Here is a 23,973-nt window from a genome sequence, read left to right as displayed (position 1 = left end):
TTATTCCATGTTATCTGTGGTGGGGCGCAGGAAGTAAAGTTGGATCAGGAGAGCTACCGCTACTATGGCACCAAGCCATGCAAAGCCCAAGCCGAGGTTGCCTCCATCTGTCCATTTGCCGAGCATCTGTGTCACAAAAGCCCCTGCAAAAACTCCTGTCATGTTCATGATACCGTATGCTGTGGCACGAAGTCGTGATGGGATAAACTGACACAGGATAGGCATGTTATTGGCATCGAACATTCCGAAACCTACACCAAACAGTACTCCCGCCATGATGATAAGCATAAGGTGATTGCCAAGCCCCAGTAATATCAGAGACGGAATAGTGAGTGCAAGCCCGATAGCTCCGGTATAGATACGGCCTCTGAGATTTTTTTGCACCCAACGATCGGATAAGGTACCTCCCAATATAACTCCTACGAATGATGATGCCGCAATGGTAATGGTGGATATGGGACCGGCTTCGGACATGGGGATATTAAGCTTCTCGGCAAAAAGAGTGGGGAGCCAGTTCTTGGTAGCCCATCCCGGAAGGCTGGGTACTGCGAAGTAGATAAGAATAGCCCAGAAAGCAATATTGGAAAAGAGCATCCCAAATCCACGGAGTATACTCATGTTGGAAGTCTTGTGCTTGTCATTTATGATCGTTTGCAATACAGGGCGGGGTTTTTCGTAAAGTAAAGCTATCAGGATTAAGGCATATACCATACCTACCAATCCAAAGATATGGAAGGTGGCGTGCCATGAATATGCAGCGGCTATAGTAGCTCCAAATCCTCCTATGGCCTGACCGGTATACAGTCCTGTCATGTGGATGCCTACGGCAAGTGATCGACTTTTGTTGGTATGATAGTCCGCAATTAGCGATAGCCCTGCCGGGATGTACAGAGCCTCACTTACGCCCATTAAGGCGCGGAGGATAAGTACTTGATTGAAGGTAGTGGCTACACCCATGAGATAAGTGACAAATGACCAAACGAAGATACTACCTACGATGAGCCATTTACGATTGATGCGATCTGCAATGGCTCCTGCAAAAGGACTAAGCAAGCCATATATCCATAGGAAAATAGACATCAAGCGCCCGAAATTGGTAGCGGATTGTAGCTCGGTGATATCTATCTGCATAGAATCTTTCATGGTACTGAGCATTTGTCTGTCCATATAATTGAGTAATGCTACTCCCCATAATAAACCTACTACTAACCACGGGTAAAACTTTCGATCTTTTAATGAATTTGTCATGATTTCTTGTATACTATAATCTTTATATAATGCCTTCTAAGGTCTTTAATTCAATGTTGAGTAATGGCGTACATTTTGTGTATCCGCCCCAAACGTACCCTGATATGCTGCATATCGTGAGTGCAATTTTATCTCTCTTGCTTATGGATTTGAATCTGCATGCAAGACAAATGCAGATGGTGAATAGGAAATAGCGAGCCTTCCATAGGGACCATGGAAGGCCCGCTTGTGATGCATTATTCTTTATTTATCATACCCGGGTGTTTGTAACACTTTCGGGTCAGAGTTAAGAACACCCTTGTCCAGAGGCCAGAGTGTTTTGTATGCCTCTTTAGTTTCCAGAATGGGGAATACTTCGGCAGAAGGGCTGAAGTTTACGGCATAATTAGCTTTTGCAGAGAATACGAGAGGTTTCTTCGTTGCATCTTGTAGGCGATTGACGTCAAACCAACGCTTATTTTCAGCCACAAACTCTTTGTCTCGCTCGTGCAAGATGGTAAGTTCATTAGTCGCAAAGTCTCCATCTTTGTATTCTTTACCGGCAAACTTGTCTCCATAGGCTCTTTTGCGTACCTGATTGATATATTCGGCACATGATTTACCCAATCCGTTTTGGACTTCTGCCATCATCAGCAAGGCATCAGCATAGCGGTAGATAATGATATTGGAGTCGAAGTATCTTTTGTTGTCATTACCCATTTGCCCCAATAGCTTCTTTATTACTGCTCCATAGGCTTGTACACCGTTTTTGTCCGGCTTCATCATATATTCCAGGAAAGTGCCGCTGCGACGAGTATCTTCTTTGTCGAAAGATTTTACCAACGCTTCTTTGTATTCATGACGCAAGAGTCCTGACCCTGATAAATCCAAAGGATCGGTTTCGTATAGCTTACCGTCGAGATCATACGCATTGTTTACAAGGTCACGTGGTGCATATACAAAGAGTTCTCCCCAGTTTGAGATTTCTTCTTTGTCGAAATAGATATTGAAGATAACCTCTTTGCCATTCTTATTTTTGGATGAGAAGATATCTTCAAACTTTGTTTCCAGAGAGTACTTGCCTATAACACCATTGAGAGCGGTTTCTGCTACACTAAAATCTTTGGATCGTCCGGGTTGATGATTGCCTGTAGCCACTTTTGCAGACCACAGGTAAATTTCAGCCTTGAGCATCTTGGTAGCATCTTTAGACCACAGGATTTTAGCATTGGCTGTTGCATCAGCTTCAAAATATTTATCAGACTTATTGATATCTTCTTTGATGAAATTCAGTGTACTTTCTGCATCCGAACGTTCTTTGTAGAGGAGTACCGCATCATCCACATGCTTGGCAACCTTTGGTTCGGTTTCTATCACTACACCACCATATGTTCTATAGAGCCAGAAGTAATAAAAAGCCCTTATACCATAAGCTTGACCTAAATAGTGATTGCGATCTCCATCAGAAAGGAATTTACACTCGTTCTGAACTTTTTCGATGAATTGATTGATTTGGAGTATTCGTCCGTAAAAATTACCCCAGTTGCCAATTCCGGTATTGTCTTTTGTTATCAGGTTATTCTTGATCGCATCATCGTCCAGAGAAGATGCTCCGGTACTCGCTGTTCCGGTACGCATGGTGCCTCCGCGTTCTTCTCCCAGTCTATAGAGGGTAGAGTAGGTATCTCTCATATCTTTGTGGACTCCATTCATAAAGCCTTCTACCTGACCTTTATTATTCCAGAAGTTATCAGCTCCGTAATAATCTTCAGGCTTTAGATCCAATCTATCGGCACAGGAGGTGAGCATCATGATGGATGCTACTATTCCTATAATTATATTGATTCTTTTCATGATTAATTTTGTTTGTATGATTAGAAGCTAACATTTAATCCTAAGATGAGAGTTCTCGGTAAAGAGTACCCACCCCATGAGTTTGCTCCGTATTCCGGGGAGTACACATGTTTAGCTGCAGTAAGGTAACCCAAGTTTTGTCCGGTAATGGATAACTCTGCACTTTGCAGGAATATCTTATTTACCCACTCCTTAGGCATTTGGTAGCTCAATGATATTTCACGGAAAGCAAGGTAGTCTCCTTTGTAAACAAACATGGACGATTCACGAGCGTAGTTTCTTTTACCCAACTGGTCTGCCCATGCGTATACAGGGTATTTGGCATTCATATTATTTTCACTCCATGAATTCTTTACAAGATCAAGCGTATTGAATGTTCCTTGCATATTACCCAATATCCAAGGAGTACGGCTATCAACAACCTTATGTCCTAAAGCATAGTCAAATCGTGCACTTAATGACAGACCCTTCCATCCCACACGGGTATTGAATCCTCCCGTAATAAGAGGTACTTCATTACCCACTTTAACTTTGTCAAACTGGTCAATCTTGCCATCATTATTAACATCGAGCCATTTTACATCTCCCGGTTGAATGGGTAGACCCTTTGATTTTTCTTGATCAGTCAGTTTGGCCCAAGCATCGGGTCCGTAAAGTATTTTATTGTTGGATCCGTTATTACCTAATGACATATCAATCAGATTACCTGCGATATCTTTGATGTCATTATAGATGCCCATAGCCTTATACACATAGATATCTCCCGGACGTTGACCTTCCTGATATCCTCCTACCCACATCTTCTCATCACCATTGCCGGTGTACACTTCAAATGCACCTTGGCGGTTGCGCTCGAGTTTGTTGTATGGCAGAGTGATAATTTTGTTCTTGTTAAACGCTCCATTCAGTGAGAAATCCCACTTCCAGTCTTTGGTGTTGATAATTTTAGCATTGAAATCAAATTCCAGACCGCTGTTCTGAATTTCACCGTTATTAGTTTTGAATGAGTTGATACCTACGTGTGATGGTAAGTCTATGTTTGCGAATTTATCTTTGGTACGTCTGTTGTAATAAGTCATATTGAGATTGAGGCGATTATCCAAGAACCCCAGATCTAGACCGATTTCAAATGTATTGGACTTCTCCCATCTCAATCCCGGGTTTGGTAGCCCCGTCATCAAGAATCCAGTATTACCACCGTATTTTACTAAGCTGTAACGACCTTGCAGATCATAATTACCGATACCTGAAACATTACCATTAGAGCCATAGCTTAGACGAAGTTTTCCAAAAGAAAGAACATCATTTATTCCTAAGTTATTCACAAAGTCTTCTTTGCTGAATACCCATCCGGCAGAGATGCCGGGGAAGAAGCCCCAGCGATTGTCAACAAGTTTGGAATAACCGTCACGACGCATCACCAATGATACGAGGTATTTACTCATGTAGTCGTAATTTACTCTTCCGAAATAAGAAAGTATTCTTTGTCTACTGTGCCATGAGTCTATTTCGCGAGCACCTTTGTCCGTGATGGTATATTCAAGATCCATGAAGTCTTCTACCGGAGCTCCATAGCCATATGCGTCAAAGCCTTTATAGTAAGAGTCGTAATACTCCATACCCGCCATTGCTGATATGTAGTGCTTTTCGTTGAGTTGTTTATTGTAATTAAATACACCGTTGTAGGTTTGATCAAGGAGCTCATCGGTAAAGGCGTAACTTTCGTGTTTTGTATCAAAAAGTTTTTCGCCATTTCTTGACCCTGTTAGCAGGTCTTTGTTGAATGCTTCCTTTTGTGTCTGGTTATAATACCAGTTACCACTCACCTTAAATGTAAGTCCATCCATGAGGTTTAGGGTAAATGCCTGTCCCATGTTGAACTTGTTGTTCGTATTATTGCGGAGGAAATTATTTTTATTCACATTATAGTTACCCTCCGATAAACTTCTTCCTAATAATAGCTCACCGTCAGCATTAGTGCCTCTGAATGTAGGAGGAATGCCCAGAACACGACCAAAATAATTGGCGATATCTGTTTCTCCCTTGATCCATTCTCTGTAAATCCCATACCATTTTGCCTGGGAGAAGGTTACATTAGATGTAGAAGTTAACCATTCACGTATCTTGTAATCTGCATTTACAGTAAAGTTGAGCCTCTTGTACCAGTTGCCTACGGCATTACCATTGCTCTTGTTGTAGCCGATGCTTGCATAGTAGTTACCTCTGTCGTTACCACCTGTGAAGTTGATGTTGTAGTCTTGTGTCAGAGCCACATCGTCAATGTTGGTATCTCGCAGGTTGAACTCTTTGAAGATAAGTTTATCCCCGTATATGGGGTCAGTCATCGTTTTCCAGCCTTCGTTGAGTAGAAACGCAAGGTTATCTGTATATTTCATGGTACTCCACACAGCACGCGGGTCCTTATTTCCGTCCAAGGGTTTGTTGGTTTTAGGATCGAAATAGAGGTTACCTGTTCCATAGGGTTGTATACCGCTGAGAGTACCCATGTTGGCAATGCCTTTCCAATCCCCTTTCGAGTCTTTCCATATTTGACCTGAACGCTTATAAGCTGTTCTCATGTAATAGAGATAGTCTTCACCTCCGAGGAAGTTGTAAACATCATTGAAGTAGTTGAAGCCGATCTTAGACTTGAAGCGGATTTCGCTGAAGCCGTTTTTACCTTTCTTCGTTGTGATCAGGATAACCCCGTTGTTAGCACGTGCTCCATAGATGGCTGTAGCACCGGCATCTTTCATCACCTCCATGGAGGAGATGTCGTCCGGGTTGATATCGCTCATGTTGCCTCGTACCTGGCCATCTACCACAACCAAGGGAGAACCTGTACCATCAAGATTGGTTCCACCACGAAGTACAATACGAGGAGATGCTCCCGGATCACCTGAGGTCTGTTCTACACGGAGGCCTGAGACTGCTCCTGACAGAGCTTGTGCGGGGTTGGCATAAAGTCCTTGTTTGAGTGTCTCGTCTTTTACTTTGGCTATAGAGTTAGTCACTTTGGTACGAAGCTGTTTACCCCCATAGGCGGTAACCACAACTTCTTGTAGGATTTCAGATTTCTCTTCTAAAACGATTTTTAGAGGAGTCCCTGTTTTGAAATCCGATGCGGGAAGTACTTTGTCGTTGTATCCGATGTAAGAAATCTGAATTTTTGATCCCGATTTTACGGTCAAAGAGAATTTCCCGTTGACATCTGTAGCAATACCGTTACCAGTATCCACTTCTTTGATGCTGGCACCAATAATAGGTTCATTGGATTTATCGACTATCACACCGGTGATAGTTTTATTCTGAGCCGATGCTACCAAAGAGCATAGGCTGAGAATAATAATGAATAAAGTCCTTTTCATGATAAATAATAATTATTGTGTTTGAGTATTAATTAGATTGACCTTAAGAGTTCATCACATAGCATGAAGCTTTTGATCATCATGCGCGGTATGTGGAAGGGCCCTTTAAAAATATTCCCCTTGGCAGGTTGAGATACCGATCCGTCACGATGTAGATATCCCACCCATTCTCCGAATTCATAGTCGGGAAAATGAGCGTATGTCCAGTCGCTGATACGGCGATGCATCTCCAAATATTTTTCATCATGAGTAGCCTGGTAGGCATATAATGTGGCTATAATCGCTTCTGTTTGCGGCCACCAGAATTTCATGTCGTGTGCGTAGTCTTGTGAGGGGAGCCCTTTACAGTCCCGGAAATTGATTATCCCGCCGTAAACTTCGTCCCAACCCCACTTCCATGACCAATCAAGTATCTTTACCCCCAAAGCTGTTAGTTCCGGATCATTATTCCTGTGTTTGGCTTCTTCGAGGATAAACCAAGCAGTTTCAATACAGTGCCCCGGATTGATAAGTCTGCCATTGATGGTATCGATAAATTCACCTTCAGGACCTACCATCTCCAGCAGAGCTTCAAATTCGGGATGGATGAAGTACTTCTTAAGGGTCGCTATAGATTCATCAATCTGTTTGTCAAGTGCGGGATCATTGATAGCTGCTCTCACACGGGCTGCCGTATTGATCAGGATCATTACAATCGAGTGCCCTTGAGCTTTGAGATTGTCGGTGTATTTGGGTTCCAATATGCCGGGAGTAGTAATAAAATGCTGAATATCCTTGAATAGCCTCAAGGCTTTTTCTGCGTATGACTTATCTCCGGAGGCAATAGCGTATTCGCTCATGGCTATGGTTGCAAAGGTTTCCGAAAACACGTACCTGCGTTTGCGTAGAGGAGTGCCGTCTTCTTCTACTTCGAAGAACATGCGCCCATCGGTATCGAAACAATGTTTTTCGATGAATTCGAGAGTGGTGCGTGATGCTTCCAGCCACTCAGGATTCTTTTCAATATGATTATAAGCAAAGGCTGCTACAAAAGCAAATCTACCCTGAAACCACACACTCTTAGTGGTGTCGAGCAGGTCACCGTTGCGGTCAATGCAAGTATATATACCGCCGTGTTTGCGGTCGAGTCCGTGACGCATCCAAAAGGGTAGGATGTCCGTCGTAAGATCTTCTTTATACCTATCTCTCCAGTAGGAGAGATAGTTTTGTATATTATTCATAATTATTTGTTAGTGCGCGCCAGGTGTGTGTTTAGAATTTATTGCCACGGTTGAAGAAATTAATAGCCTCGAGCTCAGCTTTCATCAGTGTTTCCTCTTCATCTGTCATATTACGGAAAGGCGTACGGTTGGGACCTAAATCCAATCCCATTAATTTCATGATACGTTTACCTCCTACGATGTTACCTCTATAGTGGCAGATGACATTGATGACTTCCTGATTGAAATTTTGCAGCTCACGAGCTTTTGCCAAATCACCTTCTTTCCATGCATCTATCACCCCTACCAATACATTGCCGCAGTAGTTGGCGGTACCGCTGATGCCTCCCTTGGTATCGCATGCTGCCAACGCTGCCAACAATGTCTCGTCCTGACCATGAAGCATATCGAACTTGCCGTTTTTGTAAAGCTTGCATTGGTTGTACTCGTAGAGACTCTCAAAGGTATATTTGATGCCGGCGAAATTGGGGATACGCCCGTCTACCGCTTGTAGGAAATCAAGCATGGGCAGATATGCACCGTTGAAAACCGGGATATGATAGTAGTAAAAAGGTAGTTCGGGAGCACCGCAAGCTATTTCCTCACAGTATTTTACCAGCTCCTCTATACGTGCCACTTTGGGGAAAGGTGATGCCATTGCTCCTATGCCCCAAGCCCCTATCTCTTGGGCGTGCCGGGCAAGTTTGTGGCTCGAGCGTACGCAGGTGCTACCTACATGCACGATGATCTTAAATTCCTTGGGAGCTGCCTTTACCCACTTCTCTGCAAGTTTCATACGCTCTTCGTCACTGAGCATGTAGCCTTCGCCTGACGATCCATTGATGAATACTCCTCTAAGTCCGTTTTTATGAAGCATTTGGGCATACTTCTCTATCGGCTCATAATTCACCTCGCCATTTTGTGTAAACGGCGTAAAGGGTGCTACAAGCAGGCCATCTATCTTTTCCATATTATTAATTATTTTAAATATTAGATATGCTAAAATCAAAGAATTGAGATATGTTCAAAGATAGAAAAAAAGAAATCGGACATCCGAAAGAAAATAGCAAAGAAATTGTAAAAGCGCCTAAATCGAGAAAATGGAGTAAAAATATTGATTATATATCCCCTGTATATAAAATAATTAAAATAACATGTGGGTTTTCTGCCTCCTGGATTGATTATATGTTGCACTCCTTGCCCCATTTACTAATTTTAACAAACCTTGTTTTTGTCCTTGAATTTAACTTTCTCATTGGTATATAATTATAAGTGTTTTTACGTGGCCAATTGGTCTTATGAGTGAAAGTCGCCAAGGTGTATATAAAAGTAGACTGAAAGAGCTCCCCGGATTGACACCCCGATGCGAGTTGTCATATCAAAACGAATCAGTCATTATCATTTTGTCATATTATCTCAATTTTTCCCATCTACCCATGTCTTAGCTCTTTTAGCTTTTTATGAGGTCTTGACAAAGGGGTGCTTGATGTTGTACCTTTGTTATTGTATGGATTGATGCTTATCCTAAATTGTGTTGATTAATATTAATATGTAGATATGACGACTATAAACTATGGTACATTACGAGCCTATACAAATCACAGCTTGAGACCGTTGCATAGCAGGCAAATTGCTTCGTTGCTTGCGAGATTCGCACTTGGTCATTTACCTGAAGTAAACTCCCTGTGCACTCACTCTTAACGCCTTGCACTTTACCTTCTCTGCCCGGTCAAAGTGTCTTTAGTCGGCTTTGCCTCCAAAATCCACGAGACTGTTGACTTTTGCAACAGTCTCAGCTTATTCTACCCCGAATACAGCCGATGTATCATAGCTTCTAATTCTCGAGCCCTGTTGTCATATTTAACATACCCCTGCTCTTCCAAGATCGCTAATCCTTAGCTTGTGCTTGGAATTGCATTTCCTTTCAAAACCACCCTCAACTCTTTTTCTCCAAACTTCAAATTCATGTGCCACCTGCTCCAACCTATGATAGTAGGTTGGCTGTTTCATGTACAAAGCCGACTGATCTATCATAGACAGTCGATCGGTTTGTCATATAAGGTCGGTTGACTTATTATGCACGGACGGTAGAATCATCCTAATAGGATTTCGAACATATCCGGCTAATCCGTCCAACCTAAGCATCATGATAATAAAATATAATATGTGGCACTTGGATTTTATGATTATTGGTTTTGTGGGCTCGAAATGGATCCCTGTTTTATTAACCGTCTGTTTAGACCCAATTACAGGTGGGTGTGGAGCTATTCTTATTTAGACTTTGTACAAATAAGCTCTTTATTTTAACTAAGACAAGATAAATTTCAGGTTTATTTTACACTTCTATAATTTATTTAGTTTACTTGTGCCTTGTTAGTTTTGTGAGCTTTTCTTCCTGATGAAATGGAGATGTGTTTTGACATATTGTCAATGAGATGTAGCTCTTACAACGGGCGAAATTTGTTGTTCTGAAAGACTCCAAATATGATTACTTTGCCTACATAGTAGTTACAAGTTAGTATTTTTATATCCTAAAGCTGTTATAAGGCGTTAAGAGGGTGTAAACTATAAAATTAATTATAGTACATTTGCAAGTGTTTTGGATGATAATTGCATTTGATTCACCACACACTTTATATTAAAAGCCAACTTCAATGACAGAAAGCGCAGAAAAACAGCTTGCATTAGACAAAAGATATTTGCGGATGGCGGAGATTTGGGCGGAAAATTCTTACTGTGTACGTCGCAAAGTAGGAGCCCTTATCGTAAAGGAAAACATGATTATCTCCGATGGATTCAATGGTACTCCCTCCGGCTTTGAAAATATATGCGAAGACGATAACGGAGTGACTAAACCCTATGTGTTGCATGCAGAGGCCAATGCCATCACCAAGGTGGCGGGTTCTACCAATGACAGCACAGGTGCTACTATATACATTACGGCCGCACCATGTATAGAGTGCGCCAAGCTGATTATTCAGAGTAAAATAAAACGTGTAGTTTATTGCGAAGAATACAGGCTCACCGACGGAAGCGAGTTGCTGAAGCGGGCGGGTATCAAAGTGGATTATATATCACTTAATGATTAAATAACGAGGAGGCATATTTCAATGAAAAAAGCCGGTATGCGCAACATCCTGGGTATCGTAGTGATCTCAGTGGTTATGTTTGCTGCGGGGTACGTTGGATTTTATTTTATAAACAGGAACAGGATCTTCAATGGATCCAGCCTGCTGGATCAGGTAGTGCGACTGATTGATAAGCACTATGTAGACACCGTAGATGTGGAGCAACTCCAGAGCGAGACTATTCCGCTTATGCTCAAAGGGCTTGATCCCCATTCGGCTTATTTGAGTAAGGAGATCAATCAGGCAGAGTCGGAAAGGCTGGACGGATCTTTCAGTGGTATCGGGGTACAGTTCAATACCATCACCGATACCGTTGTCGTAGTCAAAGTAATTCCCGGGGGGCCATCTGAGCGTGCGGGTATCAAACCCGGAGATCGCATCCTCCAAGCCGACAATAAGAAACTCTATGGCAAAGGGGTAACGCAGGATAGTATACTCAAGAGCCTCAAAGGGCCTCACAACTCTGTGGTGAAATTGGATGTGCTACGCAATGGATCCAATATCAAGGTGAATGTGGTGCGCGATGATGTCCCTGTCAATAGTATTGATGCGGAGTACAAAATCAATAATGACATACTCTACCTCAAACTTACCGGGTGGGGACGTAAAACACATGCTGAGGTACTTACGGCATATGCCGAGAATCGCAATAAGCTCAAAGGTATTATTCTGGATTTGCGGCAAAACAGTGGAGGTTATCTGGAGTCTGCTGTGGCTTTGAGTAGTGAATTCTTACCCAAAAATAAGCTGGTGCTGTATGCTGAGGGTAAGTCATTCCCTCGTGAAGATATCCGTACCGAACGTGACGGACTGCTAAAAGATGTTCCTCTGACCATATTGGTGGACGAGTTCTCGGCAAGTTCCAGTGAGATATTTGCGGGAGCCATGCAGGATCATGACCGTGCACGCATCATAGGACGCCGTACCTTCGGTAAGGGGCTGGTGCAACGCCCGTACTTATTGCCAGATAGCTCTGTGATACGCCTTACCGTGGCTCGTTACTATACACCGTCGGGCAGATGCATACAAAAGAAATATGGCAAGAATGACGAGCTTGGTTATGAAGAAGATATACAGAATAGGTTCTTGCACGGAGAGTTTTATTCCGCCGATAGTATCCAGATTGCTGATACGGTCAAATACTTCACCGATGGCGGACGCACAGTGTACAGTGGTGGTGGGATTACGCCGGATACCTTTGTGCCACGTGACAGTGTAGGAATCACCTCTTATTATTTGCGACTTATGGAGTCAGGGGTATTTCAGAAATTTACATTCCTTTACTCCGATAGAAACAGAGCCCGCCTGAGTGAGTTCAAGACTATAGAGGAGCTTGTACAACACCTTAGTCATCAAGATATTGCTCGTCAATTTGCTCGTTATGCCAATGACAATGGCGTGGAGATGCGCACCATGCTCTTTGAGCGCTCTCAGAAACTCATATTTAAGAATCTATGTGCACTCATTACGGAGTACTTCTTTGACAGGGAGGGGCTTTATCGCATACTCAACACCAATGACCGAGCAGTAGACTTGGCAGTGGAAGCGATCAAAAATAACGATACTAACCCCGGTAAGAAGAAGCCGATTGAGGGTGTTACTTCACTGAAGCGTGACCGCTATGAGTCTTCTGTATGGAACCAGACTGTATCGTGCTTTACACCTAAAACATTGATGCCTCGCAACAAGTACGCCAACCAAGCTTTATAAGAGCGGAATATACCCTCACAGTGGTGGGGGTATAGCCCTGCCTATACTTTCAATAACTGTGCTATGGAGATTACTACACCTAAACATGTGCTGAGGAAAAATCTTAGGACTTTGAGCCGAGAAGTGCTTACGGATGATATGAGGAGCCGTGGAGCTCGTAATATTTGTGAGCAGTTGCTGGCCGATCCTCATTTTGCCCGGGCTCAAAGTGTGGGGCTGTATGCAGCGTTGCATGATGAGCCCTCGCTTGATCACATTCTTCTCAATATGCATTCGGACAAAAAGTTTTTTCTGCCTCGAGTAGAGGGACCGGAATGCATCAACTTTTATCCGTTTGAGGGTGTGGATATGCTCTCTCGGTCATCTTCCTTCGGTATACAGGAGCCTACGGCGGGAATATCTGAAACTGTGGATCCCATGAGTCTGGATCTGATAGTGGTTCCTGCACTTGCTTATGATAGTTACGGCTACAGACTGGGGCGTGGTAAAGGTTATTACGACCGTTATCTTGCCCTTACGGATGCATATCGCATAGGTGTTACATTTGGGCTGCAAAAAATAGCATCTTTGCCGGTGGATCCGTGGGACAAGAAGATGCATATAGTCTATTACGCCTTCTAAAGCATCATAATCAATATCCGCCTTCTTTAATAGCACCCGGGTATGATGTATATTCGGATGAAAAACCATATATTAGGATTCATATAGACGAAGCCATAAACAGCCGCTGTGTATAATTACCAAAATTTATATTTTTAGAAAGATAAAATTATGGAGAAAACAAATTACAATTCAAAAGAACGAGAAGAGGTAATTGCGGGTAAACAGGAACTGCTCAAAACGCTGGAACACCATGTGAAATACCTCGCCGAAGTCAACAGAACTATCAAGATTATAGATGAGCATTTAGCGGAGATGACGGATTATTATTATAATGAATGGATCGATGACTACAATAATTTTGAATCGTCAGGAAACTATACCGTGCTTTCTCAGGATCATATTTACAATGCTATGCAAGATATTTATGAGAAAAAGATAAAAATCCTTAAGAAGATCGTAAGTAAATTACAGTAGCAATAATTACGATAAGCTCACATTTATTACCTATCTAGCACTACCCCGAAGGTTTCGGTTATTCCGGACTTTCGGGGTAATTGCATAATATTAGCACCGATCTTGTTAAAAAGAATAAAAGGAATTTAAATAAGATATTAGCCTCGAGGTATGCCGAAAGAAGCTATTGTTTTTGTCTATATTTGTATTGTGTCTTGGGGTATAACAGATCATGACACGGTCTGTAATGTACACACTGTAGTCATCTTAATAAACTATCTATAAATACAATACACATATTATGCATCCTTTTGTTCACTTACATGTACACTCTCAATATTCGCTACTCGATGGTCAGGCTTCTGTCTCCGGTCTCGTAGACAAAGCTATAGCCGACGGTATGCCGGGAATAGCTCTCACGGACCATGGAGCCATGTTTGGGATCAAAGAGTTTTACAACTATGTAAACAAGAAAAACAGCGGAGTAAAAGCTACCATCAAAGATTGTAAAAAAGAGATAGAATCTCTGATGAATAAGCAGGAGCTCAATAGCGAGGAAGCCGATCGAGTACAGAAATTACAGAAGAAGATACAGGAGAGCGAAAGCCAACTCTTCAAGCCTATTCTCGGCTGCGAAGCCTATTGTGCCCGGCGTACGCGGCATGATAAAGATGCCTCTGTGCAGGATCCTTACAGACCGGGTAGAGCCATAGATAATAGTGGTTGGCATATTATCTTGCTTGCCAAGAACCTACAAGGGTATAAGAACTTGATCAAGATGGTCTCTTACTCTTGGACTGAAGGATATTATTATCGTCCGCGTATTGACAAGGAATTGCTTGAGAAATACCATGAAGGTATTATTGTGAGTTCGGCATGTTTGGGGGGTGAAGTCCCCCAAATGATTATGGCTGGGCAACTTGACAAGGCTTCTGAAACAATAGAATGGTTCAAGAGCATTTTTGGAGATGATTTCTATCTCGAAGTGCAGAGACACGAAACACATAATCCGCTTGGCAATCAAAGTATATATCCTTTGCAACAAAAAGTAAACAGGGTGATCTTTGATCTCGCAAAGAAACACGATGTAAAGGTTATAGCCACCAATGATGTGCATTTTGAGAATGAGGAAGACGGTGAAGCTCATGATCGCCTTATTTGCCTGAGCACCAGCAAAGACCTTGACGATCCTAACCGTATGCGCTACACTAAGCAGGAGTGGCTCAAGAGTACGGAGGAGATGAATAAGATTTTCGAAGATGTGCCTGAGGTGCTTACCAATACGCTGGAGATACTCGACAAAGTAGAGTTTTACAGCATTGACAATGGAGCACTCATGCCCGACTTCCCTATTCCGCAGGAGTTTCAGGATGCTGATGATTACTTGCGGTTTCTTACGTATGAGGGAGCCAAAAAGAAGTATGGCGAAGAAAACCTCACGGAAGAAGTACGTGAGCGTATCGACTTTGAGTTGGGTGTGATCAAAAGCATGGGATTTCCGGGTTATTTCCTTATTGTCCAAGATTTCATTGCTGCCGCTCGTAAAATGAAGGTGTCGGTGGGACCCGGTCGTGGTTCCGCTGCAGGATCGGCTGTGGCCTATTGCCTCAACATCACAGATATTGACCCTATTAAGTACGACTTGCTTTTTGAGCGTTTCCTCAATCCTGACCGTATCAGTATGCCTGATATCGATGTCGACTTCGATGACGACGGACGTGCCGAAGTACTCCGATGGGTAACCGACAAGTATGGCAAAGAGAAGGTGGCGCACATCATTACTTACGGCACCATGGCTACCAAGAGTTCCATTAAGGATGTGGCACGTGTGCAGAAGTTACCACTTGCCGAAAGTAACCGTCTTGCCAAGCTTGTACCGGACAAAATACCTGATGTCAAGAAGATAAATCTGCGTAGAGCCATCGAGTATGTACCTGAGCTCAAACAGGCGTCATTGAGCCCCAATCCCGTTATGAGAGATACGCTCAAGTATGCTCAGATGCTCGAAGGTAATGTGAGAAATACGGGCGTGCATGCTTGCGGTGTCATTATCGGAAAAACGGATATTAGTGATATTGTGCCTATCAGTACCGCTCCCGATAAGGAGACGGGCGAAGACATGCTGGTAACCCAGTATGAAGGGTCCGTAATTGAAGAGACCGGACTGATCAAAATGGACTTCCTCGGACTCAAGACCCTGTCAGTAATCAAAGAAGCTGTACTCAACATCAAGAAGCGTCACGGTATCGATCTGGATATCGATAAAATATCGTTGGAAGACCCGGCTACCTACAAACTTTACAGTGAAGGGCGCACGGTGGGGACATTCCAGTTTGAGTCCGCCGGTATGCAGAAGTACCTGCGTGAGTTGGAGCCCACTTCATTTGAGGATCTTATTGCTATGAATGCGTTGTACCGTCCCGGCCCCATGGAGTACATACCATCATTTATCGCTCGTAAGCATGGGCGCGAACCCATTGCCTACGACCTGCCCCAGATGGAGCGTTATCTCAAGGACACCTACGGTATCACAGTGTATCAGGAGCAGGTCATGTTACTGTCGCGTGAGTTGGCTAACTTTACTCGAGGTGAATCAGACTCACTCCGTAAGGCGATGGGAAAGAAACTCATCGATAAGATGAATGCCCTGAAAGTCAAATTCCTCGAGGGTGGTAAAGCTAATGGACATAAGGAGCAAATACTCAATAAAGTGTGGGCCGACTGGGAGAAGTTTGCCAGCTACGCCTTCAACAAGAGCCATGCCACATGCTATAGTTGGGTGGCTTATCAGACGGCATATCTCAAGGCTAATTACCCTTCCGAATACATGGCTGGTGCTTTGAGTCGCAACCTCAACAACATCACGGAAATCACCAAACTGATGGACGAGTGTAAGAACATGAAGATACGTGTACTTGTGCCCGACGTCAACGAATCGGATTACAAATTCTCCGTAAATGCACAGGGGGATATCCGTTTCGGACTTAGTGCTATTAAAGGTGTAGGGCAGGGAGCTGTGGAATCTATTATTAAGGAACGTGAGGAAAACGGAGTCTACAAAGATATTTATGACTTTGTGGAGCGTACCAATCTATCGTCTTGCAATAGAAAGACCATGGAGTCACTGGCACTCTCCGGTGCTTTCGATAGCTTCGGGTTCTGCCGTGAAGCTTATTTTGCGGTTTCTGCCAATGGTGCTGAGGATTCCTTCCTTCTATCATTGATCCGTTACGGAAGTGTTTTTCAAGAGGATAAGCATCAGCAGGAATTCTCTCTATTTGGGTCCGACGATGGAGCTATGGCCATACCCCGTCCCATGCCGAGCGAGAATGTACAGCTCTGGACAGATCTTGATAAGCTCAATAAGGAAAAAGAGCTTGTGGGGCTGTACTTATCAGCCAATCCCATGGCGCCGTATCGTATCATCCTCGATCATTACTGCAATGTCCATATGTCGGAGCTTTCTGATCTTGCTGCTTTGGGGGTAAACCGGGAACTTGTTTTTGCAGGTATGGTCACCCGTACATTTGAGGGATTTACCCGTAAGAATACACCATACTCCCGCATGACATTGGAAGATCTCAGCGGTAATTTTGAGATTGCTCTCTTTGGTAATAACCATATCAAGTATAGTAACTATTGCAAGCAGGATCTCTTTCTTCTTATAAAAGCCACGGTGCAACCCCGACAATGGAACCCCGATGAACTTGACCTCAATATCAATAGTATCGAACTACTGCCTGATGTTGTGGACAATTTGATCCAAAAAGTAACTATAGACCTGGAGCTCGATGGTATAGACGATAACATTGTAGAGAGTATAGCAGCTACAATCAAAGAATACCCGGGCAATGCCGAACTCTCTTTTGCTGTGAGCGAACTTTCGGGAGAAAATGCTGTTATACTTAAAACAAATATAGGAAGCATCAACCCTACTCCGGACTTTTTTAATATATTTGAAGAGTTTGGCGTTACCTACAGGGTGAGCTGATATAAACGAAACATAATACAAACAATTAAATAAACATAGTTATGGCAAAGGAAATAACAGACGCGAATTTCGAAGCGCTCAAAGCTGAAGGTAAACCAATGGTAGTAGACTTCTGGGCTACATGGTGTGGTCCATGCCGCATGGTAGGTCCCATCATCGAAGAATTGGCTACTGAGTATGAAGGCAAAGTGATCATTGGTAAAGTGGATGTGGACGCTAACCAAACGCTACCAATGCAGTTTGGTGTACGTAATATCCCCACTGTGCTCTTTATCAAAAACGGCGAAGTGGTAAAGAAACTCGTAGGTGCGCAAAACAAAGATACTTTCAAGAAAGAGATTGACGCGTTGCTCTAATATAACACACATTACAGGCTATGATTACTCTCTGAGAGGTATATAGTCTTCTTGTACAAGCAAGTAGTATCCTGCCAAATAGGTTTTGTAACCTTTTTGGCAGGATTTTTATTTTCCTTATTTTTCACTTTTCTTCAAGGGTATCACCTATATGGTTTAACTAAAACACCGCTTTGTTTTAGTTAAAATACCGTTGTCCTTTAGTTAAAACACCGTGGTATTACAGTTAAAATGTTTTTGTGTTTTAACTAAAACGTTTTAGTGTTTTAGTTAAAGTACTTTAACCGCTATGCCACAAGATGTGTTTACCGCATTTGTGTGTCGATTTGCACCCCTATACTATATATAGGTGCTCCTGTATAGGCTTATCCTCATAACCTTTTACCGATTATGTTGGCAAACATAATTAAAACAATTGCTTTTTAAATAAATTCACTATCATAAAGATAGAACATTGTGGTAATTCTACTGTCACACGTTGCGATGTGCAGCATACCGACAAGATTTCAGCGTCGAAGGCTGTTATTTTGATAGTAAAATAATTTATATAGCTATTTGCAAAACAAGGATAGAGCATAAAAATTATGCCATCAGGTTTCAGTCCATTAGCTTCTCTTTTTATGAATTTTCATATCAATTTTCCTTATCAATCACTTCGTGTAAATCCAAATCAGAAGATATAGTCGCTCATATTCCTATAAATGGGAGTAACCGTTAGCCTCTGATAGTTCCTTCATCAACTCGAACAGGTATACGATCATCGTTTTTCCCAACATTAGGCTCCTTTATATGGTTTTATTATATGAAAGGCTATGGCATATTATTCTAATTAAAATATATCTTTGTAATAATACCTCTAAAACATAGCTTTATTCCATATGAATAGTAAATATCCTTATATCGAACGAGACGAGAGTTGGATGTATTTCAACAAAAGATTGTTGCTTGAAGCAGGCCGCTCTGATGTGCCTTTGCTTGAAAGGCTCAACTTTCTGGGTATTTATTCGAATAATCTGGATGAATTTTTCCGGGTACGTGTAGCATCGCTCCGCCGCATAGCCGAGTACAGTGGCAATATCCCCCGCAATACCCGCAAAAGAGCAGAGCACACTTTGCATGCTATCAGTTCGCTCAATACATGTTATTCCCGTCTTTTTGAAAAAACGTTCGATGATCTCTCTGTCGAGCTTGAAAAAGAGCATATACATATCATCAATGAGACACAACTCAATGAGCATCAGAAGGAGCAAGTGCTTTCATTTTACATGAATCAGTTCAACGGCTCTTCCAATCCCGTGTTTGTAGAAAGCATGACTTTCAACAAAGACTATCATCTCAAGGAAACGCTCTACCTCGCTGTAGAGGCTGGGCGTATCAATAAGCATGAAGAGGTCAAGGGTAAGGAGCTGGCCATCATTGAGATTCCCGTAAAAGAGTTTGGGCGATTTATCAGGTTGCCGGACGAAGCAGGTGAGTGCTACCTGATGTTCATCGACGATGTCATGCGCTTCTGCCTGCCTTACATCTTCACCGGTATGGACTTCGATCACTTTACAGCTTACAACTTCAAGTTTACCAAAGATGCAGAGGTGGAGTTTGAAGGCGACTTGCAGAGTAGTGTGCTGGAGAAAGTGTCACAGGGCATCAAGAAACGCAAGCAGGCACTAGCCGTGCGTATGGTGTATGACCACAACATGCCCAAAAGGATACAGGAAAGGCTGATGAACAAAGCCGGGCTGGAGAAGTCTGACATGCGCATTGCTGGCGGACGCTATCACAATCTCAGAGATCTCATGTCATTTCCTGACTGTGGCAGGAGTGATCTCAAGTTTGAGCCCCAGCCTCCGCTTTTTATGGACAAGGTGCAGTACTCAGAGAGCATGTTGCATAGGATTCTCGAGAAAGACTGCGGATTTCATTTCCCTTACATGAATTTCGACCATTTCCTCAGAGTGCTGCGTGAGGCGGCGATAAGCAAGGAAGTAACCAGCATCAAGATCAGCCTCTATAGGTTGGCTCCCAATTCCAAAGTTATCAAGGCTCTCATGGCTGCTGCCCAAAACGGCAAGCGAGTCACTGCAGTAGTGGAGCTCATGGCACGCTTCGACGAAGCATCCAATATCAACTGGAGTAAGAAGATGAAAGAAGCCGGGGTGAATGTCGTGTTTGGCCCCGAATCTCTCAAGATACACTCCAAGATGGTGCATATATCTACTGAGCATGGCGATATAGCCTGTATAGGTACAGGTAATCTGCATGAGGGTACGGCTCGTGTGTACACAGATTATATGATGATGACACATCACAAGGGTATTGTGAGTGATGTAAACAAAGTATTTCACTACATAGAGCGACCTTTTATCAATTTTAAGTTCAAAGAACTGCTGGTCTCTCCCAATGAGATGAGGCGCAAGTTTTACGCCCTTATCAATAAAGAAATCAAGAATAAAAAAGAGGGAAAGGATGCTTACATCCTGATAAAAATAAACCATATAGTAGATGAGAGTATGGTGCGCAAGCTCTATGAAGCCTCTACTGCCGGGGTGAGGATAGAGCTGTGCCTTAGGGGTAACTGCTCCATAGTGCCGGGTGTAAAAGGAGTGAGCGAAAACATATTTATCAATGCCATTATTGATCGTTATCTAGAGCATTCCCGTATCTTTATCTTCTGTAACGAGGGCAACGAAAAGTATTTCTTAGGATCAGCCGACTGGATGAATCGTAATCTCGACAGGCGCATAGAAGTGATATCACCCGTCTATGACAGCGATATCAAATGCCAGTTGAAAAGAATAGTGGAGTCCGGTCTACGTGATACAAGTCAGGGACACTATGTAAACTGCAACAAGGGAGAGCCTCGGCGCCTCACCGCCCCCAAACCTCTATACCGATCTCAGAAAGACTTGTATGAGTATTACAAAACGATATTAAACGATTGAGCTATGAACAAAGTAAACTATGCCGGTATAGATATCGGATCGAACGCCGTGAGGCTTCTGATAAAGTGTGTCAATGAAGAGGATTCGTTACAGCTCATGAGCAAAGTGCAACTGGTGCGTGTGCCTTTGCGGCTGGGTGAAGACTCCTTTGTAAAAGGACGCATATCCAAGAAGAAAAGTAAGCAGCTCATCAGCCTCATGAAGGCTTACAAAGAACTTATGACCATATATGAGGTGGTAGACTTCAGGGCTTGTGCCACCTCTGCCATGCGTGATGCTCAGAATGGCGACAAGCTGGTCAGGGAGATATATAACAAGACTGGGATCAAGATAGAGATCATAGACGGTGACGAGGAAGCCAAGATGGTATCTGATGACAGGCTGGAAAAGATTACATCCGGCGGAGGCAACTACCTCTATGTCGATGTGGGTGGCGGTAGTACGGAGCTCAACCTGAGTGTCAATGGTGACAAGGTATTCTCCCGCTCATTCAATATCGGTACTGTGCGCCTCCTGAGCGGTATGGTAAAGCCTAAGGTCAAAGAAAGTTTCAAAGCTTGTCTTGAGGAAATGAATAGTCAATATGACGATATTAAGATCATTGGTACGGGAGGTAACATCAACAAACTCATCAGGCTGGCTGCACCTGACCAATACACCGGGCAAATAAACTTCTTACCGCTGGAAAATCTACAGCGCATCACGGACGAACTCAAAAGTTACTCCAAAGAAGAGCGTATGTACCGGTACAACCTCAAGCCTGACCGTGCTGATGTAATAGTACCTGCAGGAGATATATTCCTTGCCGTGGCAAATGGTATCCATGCCAATGGGGTTATTGTACCTACTACAGGTCTTGCGGACGGTATTATTGACACGATCTATATGAAGCATCAGCAGCAGTAAGGCTTCTGAGTCCTGATCTTCGTAATCTATGTGAGAGCTTACTGCTTGCGGGTGGTAAGCTCTTGTACTGTACTTATTGCTGTGCCGTCGTGCAGGTCGGTGCGTAGCTTATCGCCGGGATGCAGATTTTCTACAGAGCGGATAAGTCTGCCTTCCGAGTCATAAACGAGGGCAAATCCTTTTTTCAGAATATTTTTGGGATTGGAAAGTCGTATGGCTTGTTCACTGCGATCGAGTTGCACTCTGAACTTCTCCGTATGTTTGCCTATGAGTAGGGGTAGTTTGTGCAGTGATACATCGAGTCGGCGACGGTATCGCTCGAGTCTGTTTTGCGCCGTATGGGGTAGCGTACGGTTGTACTTGTGTAGTAAAATCTCAGAATTGCGTATCATACGACGTGCATGGTAGCGCAGATTGCGCATGCTTGCATCTTGCCTGCCACGCTCTGTGCTTATACATCGGGTAGCTGCTGCGGGTAATCGATAGGTAAGCTCTTGTATATCTGTTTGTGACCGATATATTTGTTGGCGTGCACCTTTGCTCAGCTTATTAGTCAGCGAAGACTGTCTGGCAAATTCACCTGATATTTTGCGACTGGCAGCGGCGGGCAAGCGGTGGCTCAACTCCAAAACCTGCCTGTTGTAGCGGTATAGCTCTGTTGTTGTGGCCATAGATAGCCTCTTGCGATTGTTTTGTAGCAGGCGGTGCTGATCATGCAGTTTCTTTCGTGTAGCAAGGGGTAGGCGATAGCTCATATTTCCTATCCACTCATATCTGCCTGCCATAAGATAACGGTAAGCATTGGCGAGGCGCTCTGTTTTCCACACCAACTTCTCCAGCTCTCCATACAGGCGCATCATCAGAAAGTCCGCCACGGCCGTGGGTGTTTTCATGCTTACGTTGGCCACAAGGTCGAGTACAGACTGATCGCGCTCATGTCCGATACCACAGATGACAGGTAATGGATATTGGGCACAAGCCTCGCAGAGAGCATAGCTGTCAAAAGCCCTGAGCTCACTCACTGCTCCCCCTCCGCGTATGATCACCACAGCGTCGAAGATGTGCTCATATGCTGCGATGCGATCGAGTGCACTCAACACGGAGTCTTCCGTTTGGTCACCTTGCATCTTGGCGGGAAAAAGTTTGGTGTATATCTTGAGATTCCACTCATTGAGCGTAAGATGTCGCATGAAATCCTCATATCCTGCTGCTGTGGGAGAGGATATGATAGCTATCTTTCTGATAAGTCGTGGTAGGGGTAGTTCACGGTTGAGATCGAAAATCCCGTTTTTCTGAAGCCTGAGTATGACTTCTTGTCTTAGCTTGGCCACATCGCCTAAGGTGTAGGCGGGGTCTACATTGTTGATGACAAGGCTGAGCCCGAACTGCTCATGGAAGGAAATGCTCACCAGTGCCAAAATACTCATGCCGGAGTCCAGGGAGACTCCGGTCACTTTCTTAAACTCATGATCTATGGTTTTGAAGATATGAGACCATACCATCGCTCTCACTTTGGCTACGATGTTACCGGACTTGCCTTTTTCCAGCAATTCCATGTAGCAGTGCCCGCTTTGCATATTTACCCTCACGTCACTGGTTTCGGCTCTTACCCAGTATTGACCGGGGAGGCCGCTTTCCAAACATTTGCGTATGGCAGAGTTAAGCTCAAGGAGCGAGTATGTGGGCGTAGGCATCTACATGTATCAATTGTTATATTCCAAAAATATAAAATTAATACATTTCAAACGAATGCGAGTGTCTCTCTCGATACTTATTTCTCGGGTATGGAGATATTGCGGTAGAATCCCAGATCAAGAGAGATGAGCGTCTCGGTTCCTGTAATACCCGGTATTTCCTGGATAGTACCGTTGAGTATCCTCATCAAATCATTGTTGTCTGTTGCATATAGCTTTACCAGCATAGAGTAAGGCCCGGTGGTGTAGTGGCATTCTACAATCTCGGGGATTTCCATCAGCTTGGGGAATACTTCTTTGTAGAGAGAGCCCCGCTCCAACTTTACTCCTATGTAGGTGCAGGTATTGTACCCCAACGCTTTGGGGTTGATGCGATAACCTGAGCCTGTGATAATGCCCAATTCTATCATGCGCTGAACGTGCTGATGAATGGCTGCACGTGATACTCCACACTGCTCCGCCACATCTTTGAAAGGAATGCGGGCATTGTTTGAGATAATATTGAGGATCTTGAGATCCAGATTGTCCATTTTTTCCATATAGGT

17 protein-coding genes are annotated in these 23,973 nt (G+C 43.5%); 9 read left to right on the top strand and 8 right to left on the bottom strand.

Going from position 1 to position 23,973, the window contains the following annotated elements; translation table 11 throughout:
- The 5 genes from VYJ22_RS00410 to VYJ22_RS00390 all read right to left on the bottom strand — a co-directional run bounded on the left by VYJ22_RS00410 (position 1) and on the right by VYJ22_RS00390 (position 8,618).
- Positions 1–1,143 (bottom strand): MFS transporter, encoded by a 1,143-nt coding sequence (locus tag VYJ22_RS00410; RefSeq protein ID WP_407989481.1) that lies wholly within the window; start codon positions 1,141–1,143, stop codon positions 1–3.
- Between the two features lie 348 nt (positions 1,144–1,491).
- The gene (locus tag VYJ22_RS00405) at positions 1,492–3,081 is read right to left on the bottom strand and encodes a RagB/SusD family nutrient uptake outer membrane protein (protein WP_329904364.1); all 1,590 of its coding nucleotides are present in this window, start codon (positions 3,079–3,081) and stop codon (positions 1,492–1,494) included.
- Between the two features lie 20 nt (positions 3,082–3,101).
- Entirely contained in the window at positions 3,102–6,449 is a 3,348-nt protein-coding gene (locus VYJ22_RS00400; protein WP_329904363.1) for a SusC/RagA family TonB-linked outer membrane protein, read from the bottom strand.
- Positions 6,450–6,481: 32 nt separating this feature from the next.
- Positions 6,482–7,669 carry an AGE family epimerase/isomerase gene (locus VYJ22_RS00395; protein ID WP_329904362.1) on the bottom strand — a complete coding sequence of 396 codons (1,188 nt, stop codon included), beginning with the start codon at positions 7,667–7,669 and terminating at the stop codon, positions 6,482–6,484.
- Between the two features lie 31 nt (positions 7,670–7,700).
- On the bottom strand, positions 7,701–8,618 hold the full coding sequence (locus VYJ22_RS00390) for a dihydrodipicolinate synthase family protein (protein WP_329904361.1): 918 nt from the start codon (positions 8,616–8,618) through the stop codon (positions 7,701–7,703).
- 50 nt (positions 8,619–8,668) lie between these two features.
- Here VYJ22_RS00390 and VYJ22_RS00385 point away from each other — a divergent pair, with 50 nt between their 5' ends.
- On the top strand, positions 8,669–8,914 hold the full coding sequence (locus VYJ22_RS00385) for a hypothetical protein (protein WP_329904360.1): 246 nt from the start codon (positions 8,669–8,671) through the stop codon (positions 8,912–8,914).
- 594 nt (positions 8,915–9,508) lie between these two features.
- On the opposite strand, the gene VYJ22_RS00380 is transcribed toward VYJ22_RS00385, so the two are convergent.
- Positions 9,509–9,682, bottom strand: a complete 174-nt coding sequence (locus tag VYJ22_RS00380) for a hypothetical protein (protein ID WP_329904359.1) — start codon at positions 9,680–9,682, stop codon at positions 9,509–9,511.
- A gap of 620 nt (positions 9,683–10,302) precedes the next feature.
- Here VYJ22_RS00380 and VYJ22_RS00375 point away from each other — a divergent pair.
- From VYJ22_RS00375 to VYJ22_RS00340, 8 genes are all read left to right on the top strand, one after another.
- Positions 10,303–10,737, top strand: a complete 435-nt coding sequence (locus tag VYJ22_RS00375; protein WP_329904358.1) for a dCMP deaminase family protein — start codon at positions 10,303–10,305, stop codon at positions 10,735–10,737.
- Positions 10,738–10,758: 21 nt separating this feature from the next.
- Positions 10,759–12,486 (top strand): S41 family peptidase, encoded by a 1,728-nt coding sequence (locus tag VYJ22_RS00370; protein ID WP_329904357.1) that lies wholly within the window; start codon positions 10,759–10,761, stop codon positions 12,484–12,486.
- Between the two features lie 63 nt (positions 12,487–12,549).
- Positions 12,550–13,107, top strand: a complete 558-nt coding sequence (locus VYJ22_RS00365; RefSeq protein WP_329904356.1) for a 5-formyltetrahydrofolate cyclo-ligase — start codon at positions 12,550–12,552, stop codon at positions 13,105–13,107.
- 150 nt (positions 13,108–13,257) lie between these two features.
- Positions 13,258–13,563 carry a DUF4298 domain-containing protein gene (locus VYJ22_RS00360; RefSeq protein ID WP_329904355.1) on the top strand — a complete coding sequence of 102 codons (306 nt, stop codon included), beginning with the start codon at positions 13,258–13,260 and terminating at the stop codon, positions 13,561–13,563.
- A gap of 280 nt (positions 13,564–13,843) precedes the next feature.
- Positions 13,844–17,533 (top strand): DNA polymerase III subunit alpha, encoded by a 3,690-nt coding sequence (gene dnaE, locus VYJ22_RS00355; RefSeq protein ID WP_329904353.1) that lies wholly within the window; start codon positions 13,844–13,846, stop codon positions 17,531–17,533.
- 41 nt (positions 17,534–17,574) lie between these two features.
- On the top strand, positions 17,575–17,889 hold the full coding sequence (gene trxA / locus VYJ22_RS00350) for a thioredoxin (RefSeq protein WP_329904352.1): 315 nt from the start codon (positions 17,575–17,577) through the stop codon (positions 17,887–17,889).
- Positions 17,890–18,767: 878 nt separating this feature from the next.
- On the top strand, positions 18,768–20,828 hold the full coding sequence (locus tag VYJ22_RS00345) for an RNA degradosome polyphosphate kinase (protein WP_329904351.1): 2,061 nt from the start codon (positions 18,768–18,770) through the stop codon (positions 20,826–20,828).
- Between the two features lie 3 nt (positions 20,829–20,831).
- Positions 20,832–21,734, top strand: coding sequence for a Ppx/GppA phosphatase family protein (locus VYJ22_RS00340; protein ID WP_329904350.1), 903 nt, complete (start codon positions 20,832–20,834; stop codon positions 21,732–21,734).
- Between the two features lie 38 nt (positions 21,735–21,772).
- On the opposite strand, the gene xseA is transcribed toward VYJ22_RS00340, so the two are convergent.
- Together xseA and VYJ22_RS00330 are read right to left on the bottom strand one after the other, a co-directional pair.
- On the bottom strand, positions 21,773–23,428 hold the full coding sequence (xseA, locus tag VYJ22_RS00335) for an exodeoxyribonuclease VII large subunit (protein WP_329904348.1): 1,656 nt from the start codon (positions 23,426–23,428) through the stop codon (positions 21,773–21,775).
- Positions 23,429–23,505: 77 nt separating this feature from the next.
- Complete coding sequence (locus VYJ22_RS00330) at positions 23,506–23,967, bottom strand: Lrp/AsnC family transcriptional regulator (protein ID WP_329904347.1); 462 nt, start codon at positions 23,965–23,967, stop codon at positions 23,506–23,508.
- Between the last annotated feature and the right edge of the window lie 6 nt (positions 23,968–23,973).

Source organism: Porphyromonas pogonae (assembly GCF_036320655.1).
In the GTDB taxonomy this organism is placed as follows: domain Bacteria; phylum Bacteroidota; class Bacteroidia; order Bacteroidales; family Porphyromonadaceae; genus Porphyromonas; species Porphyromonas pogonae.
Note: the sequence above shows the minus strand (reverse complement) of the source record. Positions and strands in the feature narration are given on the sequence as shown.

Bases quoted from the DNA above. Each gene is read 5' to 3' on its own strand.
- VYJ22_RS00410 (WP_407989481.1), bottom strand. From the start codon at position 1,143: ATGAAAGATTCTATGCAGATAGATATCACCGAGCTACAATCCGCTACC.
- VYJ22_RS00405 (WP_329904364.1), bottom strand. From the start codon at position 3,081: ATGAAAAGAATCAATATAATTATAGGAATAGTAGCATCCATCATGATG.
- VYJ22_RS00400 (WP_329904363.1), bottom strand. From the start codon at position 6,449: ATGAAAAGGACTTTATTCATTATTATTCTCAGCCTATGCTCTTTGGTA.
- VYJ22_RS00395 (WP_329904362.1), bottom strand. From the start codon at position 7,669: ATGAATAATATACAAAACTATCTCTCCTACTGGAGAGATAGGTATAAA.
- VYJ22_RS00390 (WP_329904361.1), bottom strand. From the start codon at position 8,618: ATGGAAAAGATAGATGGCCTGCTTGTAGCACCCTTTACGCCGTTTACA.
- VYJ22_RS00385 (WP_329904360.1), top strand. From the start codon at position 8,669: ATGTTCAAAGATAGAAAAAAAGAAATCGGACATCCGAAAGAAAATAGC.
- VYJ22_RS00380 (WP_329904359.1), bottom strand. From the start codon at position 9,682: ATGATAGATCAGTCGGCTTTGTACATGAAACAGCCAACCTACTATCAT.
- VYJ22_RS00375 (WP_329904358.1), top strand. From the start codon at position 10,303: ATGACAGAAAGCGCAGAAAAACAGCTTGCATTAGACAAAAGATATTTG.
- VYJ22_RS00370 (WP_329904357.1), top strand. From the start codon at position 10,759: ATGAAAAAAGCCGGTATGCGCAACATCCTGGGTATCGTAGTGATCTCA.
- VYJ22_RS00365 (WP_329904356.1), top strand. From the start codon at position 12,550: ATGGAGATTACTACACCTAAACATGTGCTGAGGAAAAATCTTAGGACT.
- VYJ22_RS00360 (WP_329904355.1), top strand. From the start codon at position 13,258: ATGGAGAAAACAAATTACAATTCAAAAGAACGAGAAGAGGTAATTGCG.
- dnaE (WP_329904353.1), top strand. From the start codon at position 13,844: ATGCATCCTTTTGTTCACTTACATGTACACTCTCAATATTCGCTACTC.
- trxA (WP_329904352.1), top strand. From the start codon at position 17,575: ATGGCAAAGGAAATAACAGACGCGAATTTCGAAGCGCTCAAAGCTGAA.
- VYJ22_RS00345 (WP_329904351.1), top strand. From the start codon at position 18,768: ATGAATAGTAAATATCCTTATATCGAACGAGACGAGAGTTGGATGTAT.
- VYJ22_RS00340 (WP_329904350.1), top strand. From the start codon at position 20,832: ATGAACAAAGTAAACTATGCCGGTATAGATATCGGATCGAACGCCGTG.
- xseA (WP_329904348.1), bottom strand. From the start codon at position 23,428: ATGCCTACGCCCACATACTCGCTCCTTGAGCTTAACTCTGCCATACGC.
- VYJ22_RS00330 (WP_329904347.1), bottom strand. From the start codon at position 23,967: ATGGAAAAAATGGACAATCTGGATCTCAAGATCCTCAATATTATCTCA.